This window comes from Neisseria sp. HMSC070F02 (assembly GCF_001814225.1).
GTDB lineage: Bacteria > Pseudomonadota > Gammaproteobacteria > Burkholderiales > Neisseriaceae > Neisseria > Neisseria meningitidis.
Genome location: NZ_KV815484.1, coordinates 25,708 through 32,731 on the forward strand (window position 1 = coordinate 25,708; position 7,024 = coordinate 32,731).

The 7,024-nt window shown below is 53.0% G+C and carries 3 protein-coding genes; all 3 read left to right on the top strand.

The genetic code is table 11. The features are described 5' to 3' along the window. Nucleotides 1–123 precede the first annotated feature (123 nt). A complete protein-coding gene (gene secA, locus HMPREF2959_RS09740; RefSeq protein ID WP_002219009.1) occupies nucleotides 124–2,874 on the top strand; it encodes a preprotein translocase subunit SecA in 2,751 nt (916 codons plus the stop codon). Between the two features lie 145 nt (nucleotides 2,875–3,019). Further along, nucleotides 3,020–4,792 (top strand): DNA primase, encoded by a 1,773-nt coding sequence (gene dnaG / locus HMPREF2959_RS09745; RefSeq protein WP_002238936.1) that lies wholly within the window; start codon nucleotides 3,020–3,022, stop codon nucleotides 4,790–4,792. A 186-nt stretch (nucleotides 4,793–4,978) separates the two neighbouring features. Then, nucleotides 4,979–6,907, top strand: a complete 1,929-nt coding sequence (gene rpoD, locus HMPREF2959_RS09750) for an RNA polymerase sigma factor RpoD (RefSeq protein ID WP_002225051.1) — start codon at nucleotides 4,979–4,981, stop codon at nucleotides 6,905–6,907. The last annotated feature ends 117 nt before the right edge of the window (nucleotides 6,908–7,024 follow it).

The following is a 7,024-nucleotide window of genomic DNA, read 5'->3' on the forward strand; positions in this document are numbered from 1 at the left end:
ACACCCAAAAAGATTGAAATACCGCAAACGCGCCTTTATTTCAGACGGCATTAGCACTTTGCACAAACGCTTGTGTTAAAATCGCGTTTTCGCCCACTATTATATCAGGCGCAGGAATTATTCATGCTGACAAACATTGCCAAGAAAATCTTCGGCAGCCGCAACGACCGCTTGCTGAAACAATACCGTAAATCCGTTGCCAGAATCAACGCGCTCGAAGAACAGATGCAAGCCCTAAGCGATGCTGATCTGCAAGCCAAAACTGCTGAATTCAAACAACGCCTCGCCGACGGTCAGACTTTGGACGGCATTTTGCCCGAAGCCTTCGCCGTCTGCCGCGAAGCGTCCCGCCGCACCCTCGGTATGCGCCACTTCGACGTGCAGCTTATCGGCGGTATGGTGCTGCACGACGGCAAAATCGCCGAAATGCGTACCGGCGAAGGCAAAACCCTGGTCGCCACCCTCGCCGTCTATCTCAACGCGCTGGCCGGCAAAGGCGTACACGTCGTTACCGTCAACGACTACCTCGCCTCGCGCGACGCAGGCATTATGGAGCCGCTCTACAATTTCCTCGGCCTGACCGTCGGCGTGATTATTTCAGATATGCAACCGTTCGACCGTCAAAACGCCTATGCCGCCGATATCACCTACGGCACCAATAATGAATTCGGCTTCGACTACCTGCGCGACAATATGGTTACCGACCAATACGACAAAGTGCAGCGCGAACTGAATTTCGCCGTCGTTGACGAAGTGGACTCCATCTTGATTGACGAAGCGCGCACTCCGCTGATTATCTCCGGCCAGGCAGACGACAACATTCAGTTGTACCAAATCATGAACACCGTTCCGCCCCACCTCGTCCGCCAAGAAACCGAAGAAGGCGAAGGCGACTACTGGGTAGATGAAAAGGCGCACCAGGTCATCCTGAGCGAAGCAGGTCACGAACACGCCGAGCAAATCCTGACCCAAATGGGATTGCTGGCAGAAAACGACTCCCTCTATTCCGCCGCCAATATCGCCCTGATGCACCACCTTATGGCGGCATTGCGCGCGCATTCCCTCTTCCACAAAGACCAACATTACGTCATCCAAGACGGCGAAATCGTCATCGTGGACGAATTCACCGGCCGGCTGATGTCCGGCCGCCGCTGGTCGGAGGGTCTGCATCAAGCCGTCGAAGCCAAAGAAGGCGTGGAAATCAAACGCGAAAACCAAACCCTCGCCTCCATCACCTTCCAAAACTATTTCCGCCTGTACACCAAGCTCTCCGGTATGACCGGTACGGCAGATACCGAGGCTTTCGAGTTCCAAAGCATTTATAACCTCGAAACCGTCATTATCCCGACCAACCGCCCCGTACAGCGCAAAGACTTCAACGACCAGATTTTCCGTTCCGCCGAAGAAAAATTCGAAGCCGTCGTCAAAGACATCGAAGAATGCCACAAACGTGGGCAGCCCGTCCTCGTCGGCACCACCAGCATCGAAAACTCCGAACTGGTCTCCCACCTTCTGCAAAAAGCCGGACTGCCGCACAACGTCCTCAACGCCAAAGAACACGAACGCGAAGCCCTGATTGTCGCCCAAGCCGGCAAAGTCGGCGCGATTACCGTTGCCACCAATATGGCGGGACGCGGTACGGACATCGTTTTAGGCGGCAACCTGAAGCACCAAACCGATGCCATCCGTGCCGACGAAACCTTGAGCGACGAAGAGAAACAGGCACAAATCGCCGCACTCGAAAACGGCTGGCAGGCAGAACACGATAAAGTAATGGAAGCAGGCGGCCTGCACATCATCGGTACGGAACGCCACGAAAGCCGCCGTATCGACAACCAATTGCGCGGACGTTCCGGCCGTCAGGGCGACCCCGGATCCAGCCGTTTCTACCTTTCGTTTGAAGACCCGCTGCTGCGCTTATTCGCACTCGACCGCGCCGCCGCCATCCTCAACCGTCTCGCCCCCGAACGCGGCGTTGCCATCGAACACAACCTGCTGACGCGCCAAATCGAAGGGGCGCAACGCAAAGTCGAAGGCAGAAACTTCGATATGCGCAAACAGGTTTTGGAATACGACGACGTTGCCAACGAACAGCGCAAAGTCATTTACAGCCAGCGCAACGAAATTCTGACCAGCAAAGACATCAGCGACCTGATGCAGGAAATCCGTTCTGATGTCGTCAGCGACCTCGTGGATACCTATATGCCTCCCGACAGCATGGAAGAACAATGGGACATCCCGACTTTGGAGAACCGTCTGGCTGCCGAATTCAGACTGCACGAAGACATCCAATCCTGGCTGAAGGCGGACAATGCGATTGACGGTCAAGACATCAAAGAACGCCTGATCGAACGCATCGAAAACGAATATGCCGCCAAAACCGAACTGGTCGGTAAGCAGGCAATGGCCGATTTCGAGCGCAACGTGATGTTGCAGGTCATCGACAACCAATGGCGCGAACACCTCGCCGCTATGGACTACCTGCGACAAGGCATACACCTGCGCAGCTATGCCCAAAAAAATCCGAAGCAGGAATATAAACGTGAAGCCTTTACCATGTTCCAAGACCTGTGGAACGGCATCAAATTCCATATTGCCTCCCTGCTTACCTCGGTTCAAATCGAACAAAACCCTGTCGCGGTGGTTGAAGAGCAACCCATCGGCAACATCCAGTCCATCCATTCCGAATCGCCCGATATGGAAGAACTTTTGGGTCAGTCGCAAACCGATTTGGTTACCGAGGCCTTTAATCCCGATGGAACGGATTTCAGCCCCGAAGCCTTGGAAGCGCGGGGACAAATCGTCCACCGCAACGACCCCTGCCCCTGCGGCAGCGGTTTGAAATACAAACAATGCCACGGCAAACTGGCTTAAGCGTTTGAACGCAAATGCCGTCTGAACATCCGATTTCCGGTTTCAGACGGCATTTTGCCTGAACCGCCACATCCGACTGCCATTCCGAAAAATCCCGATTTCGTACCGTCCGTACCAAAAACAGACATCCCGTCCGCCCCACATCATGATTCCATCCGACTTCATTGACGAGCTTTTAGCCAAAACCGATATTGTCGATATTATCGACGAGCAGGTTCCGCTGAAAAAAGGCGGGGCGAACTATATGGCGTGTTGCCCGTTCCACAAGGAAAAAACGCCGTCGTTTTCGGTCAGTCCGACCAAACAGTTTTACCACTGTTTCAGTTGCGGGGCGCACGGTTCGGCGATTGGTTTTGTGATGGAACATCAGGGGCTGTCGTTTCCGGAGGCGGTGCAGTTCCTTGCCGACCGCGTGGGTATGATTGTGCCTAAAGTGCGCGGGCAAAACGATAATCCCGAAGTCCGTGCCGAGCGCAAGAAAAAACAGCAGACGCTGGAGGAAACGACGGCTGCGGCAGCTGATTTTTATGCGCAACAGCTAAAATTCAATCCGGCGGCAAAAGCTTATTTGGACAAGCGCGGCTTGAGTGCAGAAGTTATCGCGCATTATGGTTTGGGCTACGCGCCCGACGGCTGGCAGCCTTTGGCGCAAGTGTTCCAACCGTATCCGAATACCGCGTTGGTGGATACGGGGATGGTGATTGACAATGAGGGGCGGTATTACGACCGCTTCCGCCATCGGATTATGTTCCCTATCCGCAATCCGCGCGGGCAGGTCATCGGTTTCGGCGGCAGGGTGCTGGACGACTCCAAACCCAAATATCTAAACTCTCCCGATACACCTTTGTTTGACAAAGGGAAAAACCTTTACGGCTTGTATGAGGGGCGTGCCGCTGTCAAGGAAGCGGAGCGGATTCTGGTGGTCGAAGGCTATATGGACGTGGTCGCGCTGGCACAGTTCGGCGTGGGCTACGGCGTGGCGGCCTTGGGCACGGCAACAACAGCGGAACACGTCAAAATCCTGATGCGTCAGGCGGACAGTATTTATTTCTGTTTCGACGGCGACAGCGCGGGGCGCAAAGCGGCTTGGCGCGCGCTGGAAAACGCGTTGCCGCAGTTGAAAGACGACAAATCGCTGCATTTTTTGTTCCTGCCCGAGGAACACGACCCCGACAGTTACATCCGTGCCTACGGCAAAGCGCAATTTGAAGACGCGCTTCTGAATCAAAGCAAGCCTTTGTCGGAGTATTTCTGGGAACACCTTTCAGACGGCATTCATCTCAATACGCAGGAAGGCAAGGCGGAATTGGTGAAAACCAGTTCGCCGCTTTTGGCGCAGATTACCGCGCCGGCATTGGCTTATTTGTTAAAACAACGGCTTAGCGAACTGGTCGGCATCGACCCCGACAACCTCGCGCAACTGCTAGGACAGGAAGCGCCGAAGCGGCACGTCAAACAAAAAAACTACAAACTGCCTCCGATTTCCGTCAAACAGCCCGTCATGCTGACGCTGGTACAGCGGCAAATCCGCAGCCTCTTGATAAATCCGGATTGGGCTGCATATATAGACCTGCCCGATTATCTGGCGTTGGACGGTGATTTCGCCTGCCTTGCCAATCTTGCCGAATCGATTAAAAACCATGCCGCCGTACCCGAAACCGCTCAGGTTTTAGAGTATATGCGCGGCTCGCCTTACGAAGAAACGATAACCCGAATCTTCCATTCAACGCACCAATCGGAAGAAATGAACAGCAGCAGTGAAGAAGATTGCGAGAATTTCCAAATCGGCATGAAAAAACTGCTCAATGAGTTAAAATACAGCCAAATCGAAGCATTGAAACAAAAAAGCCTGCAATCCGGCTTAAATGAAAGCGAGAAAAAACTTTTGCTGTCGTTGCTGACCGCAAAACAAAATTGACCGGCGGATTCCGCCACCCGTAAACCCGTTATGCCGTCTGAAAAGCACTTACCCCGGCTGCAACAACGACACCTGCAGAACACCCATCCCAAAAAGCCTTCAGACGGCATCAGAGTACCCGCTCTGCCACGCCTTCAGGTGCGTTCAAACGCAAACCGTCGGCACCTTACCAACAGAAAGCAGACAATGTCCAGAAACCAAAATCACGAAGAATATCAAGACGACACCCGTCCGTTAAGCATTGAAGAGCAACGCGCGCGCCTGCGTCAGCTCATCATCATGGGTAAAGAACGCGGCTACATCACCTACTCCGAAATCAACGACGCCCTGCCAGACGATATGTCTGATGCCGACCAAATAGACAATATCGTCAGCATGATTTCCGGTTTGGGCATCCAAGTTACCGAACACGCCCCCGATGCGGAAGACATATTGTTAAGCGACAATGCCGCCGTTACCGACGATGATGCCGTCGAAGAAGCCGAGGCCGCCCTTTCCAGTGCAGATTCCGAGTTCGGCAGAACCACCGACCCCGTCCGTATGTATATGCGCGAAATGGGGCAGGTCGACCTGCTGACCCGCGAAGACGAAATCATCATCGCAAAAAAAATTGAAAACGCCCTGAAAAATATGGTTCAGGCCATCTCCGCCTGCCCGGGATCCATTGCGGAAATCTTAGAACTCATCGAAAAAATCCGCAAAGACGAAATCCGCGTCGACGAAGTCGTAGAAGCCATTATCGACCCGAATGAAGTATTGCTCAACGAATTGGGCTTGGGGCACTTGGAAACCACAGCGCCCGAGAAACCTTCCAACGACAATTCGGACGAAAACGAAGACGACGAAGAATCGGAAGAAGATGCGGATGAAATCTCGGCAGCCAATCTCGCCGAATTGAAACAAAAAGTCATCGGCCACTTTGCCCAAATCGAAAAAGACTACAAAAAAATGATTGGCCGTTTGGAAAAACACCACAGCCGGCACAAAGACTATCTCGCCTACCGCGACGCGATTGCCAACAAACTGCTGGAAGTCCGTTTCGCCACCCGGCAAATCGACAGCCTCAGCAGCAGCCTGCGCGGGAAAGTAGAAAACATCCGCAAACTCGAACGCGAAATCCGCGACATCTGCCTCGACCGCGTCCATATGGAACGCGACTACTTCATCCAAAACTTCCTGCCCGAAATCACCAATCTAGAATGGATTGAAGAAGAAATCGCCAAAGGCAGGGTTTGGAGCGACGCGCTCGACCGCTTCCGCCACGCCATCCTCGAAAAACAAACCGAGTTGGCGGATATGGAAAAAGAAACCCGCATTTCCATCGAAGAGTTGAAAGAAATCAACAAAAATATGGTGTCGAGCGAAAAAGAAACCGCAGCCGCCAAACAGGAAATGATTCAGGCAAACTTGCGCCTCGTGATTTCCATCGCCAAAAAATATACCAACCGGGGCTTACAATTCCTTGATCTGATTCAGGAAGGCAACATCGGTTTGATGAAAGCGGTCGATAAGTTCGAATACCGCAGAGGCTATAAATTCTCCACCTACGCAACCTGGTGGATCCGCCAGGCAATTACACGCTCGATTGCCGATCAGGCGCGTACCATCCGCATTCCGGTACATATGATTGAAACCATCAACAAGATGAACCGCATCTCGCGCCAACACCTTCAAGAAACCGGCGAAGAACCCGATTCCGCCAAACTTGCCGAACTGATGCAGATGCCCGAAGACAAAATCCGCAAAATCATGAAAATCGCCAAAGAGCCGATTTCGATGGAAACCCCCATCGGCGACGACGACGATTCGCACTTGGGCGACTTCATCGAAGATGCCAACAATGTTGCGCCGGCCGATGCGGCAATGTACACCAGCCTGCACGAAGTAACCAAAGAAATCCTCGAAAGCCTGACACCGCGTGAGGCAAAAGTCCTGCGTATGCGTTTCGGCATCGATATGAACACCGACCACACGCTGGAAGAAGTCGGCAGACAGTTTGACGTAACGCGCGAACGCATCCGACAAATCGAGGCAAAAGCACTCCGCAAGCTGCGGCATCCGACAAGAAGCGACCGTTTGAGAAGTTTCTTGGACAGCGAAGACAGCAAGCTGTAAACCAAAAAACCGCAGGTTTCAAATACCTGCGGTTTTTTCTTACACAATAAACAACGCTTCCACATATCCCACACTCCTATCCCGAGACCTTTGCAAAATCCCCCAAAATCCCCTAAA

Excerpts from the sequence above, each read along its gene's own strand:
- secA (WP_002219009.1), top strand. The coding sequence starts at position 124 with ATGCTGACAAACATTGCCAAGAAAATCTTCGGCAGCCGCAACGACCGC.
- dnaG (WP_002238936.1), top strand. The coding sequence starts at position 3,020 with ATGATTCCATCCGACTTCATTGACGAGCTTTTAGCCAAAACCGATATT.
- rpoD (WP_002225051.1), top strand. The coding sequence starts at position 4,979 with ATGTCCAGAAACCAAAATCACGAAGAATATCAAGACGACACCCGTCCG.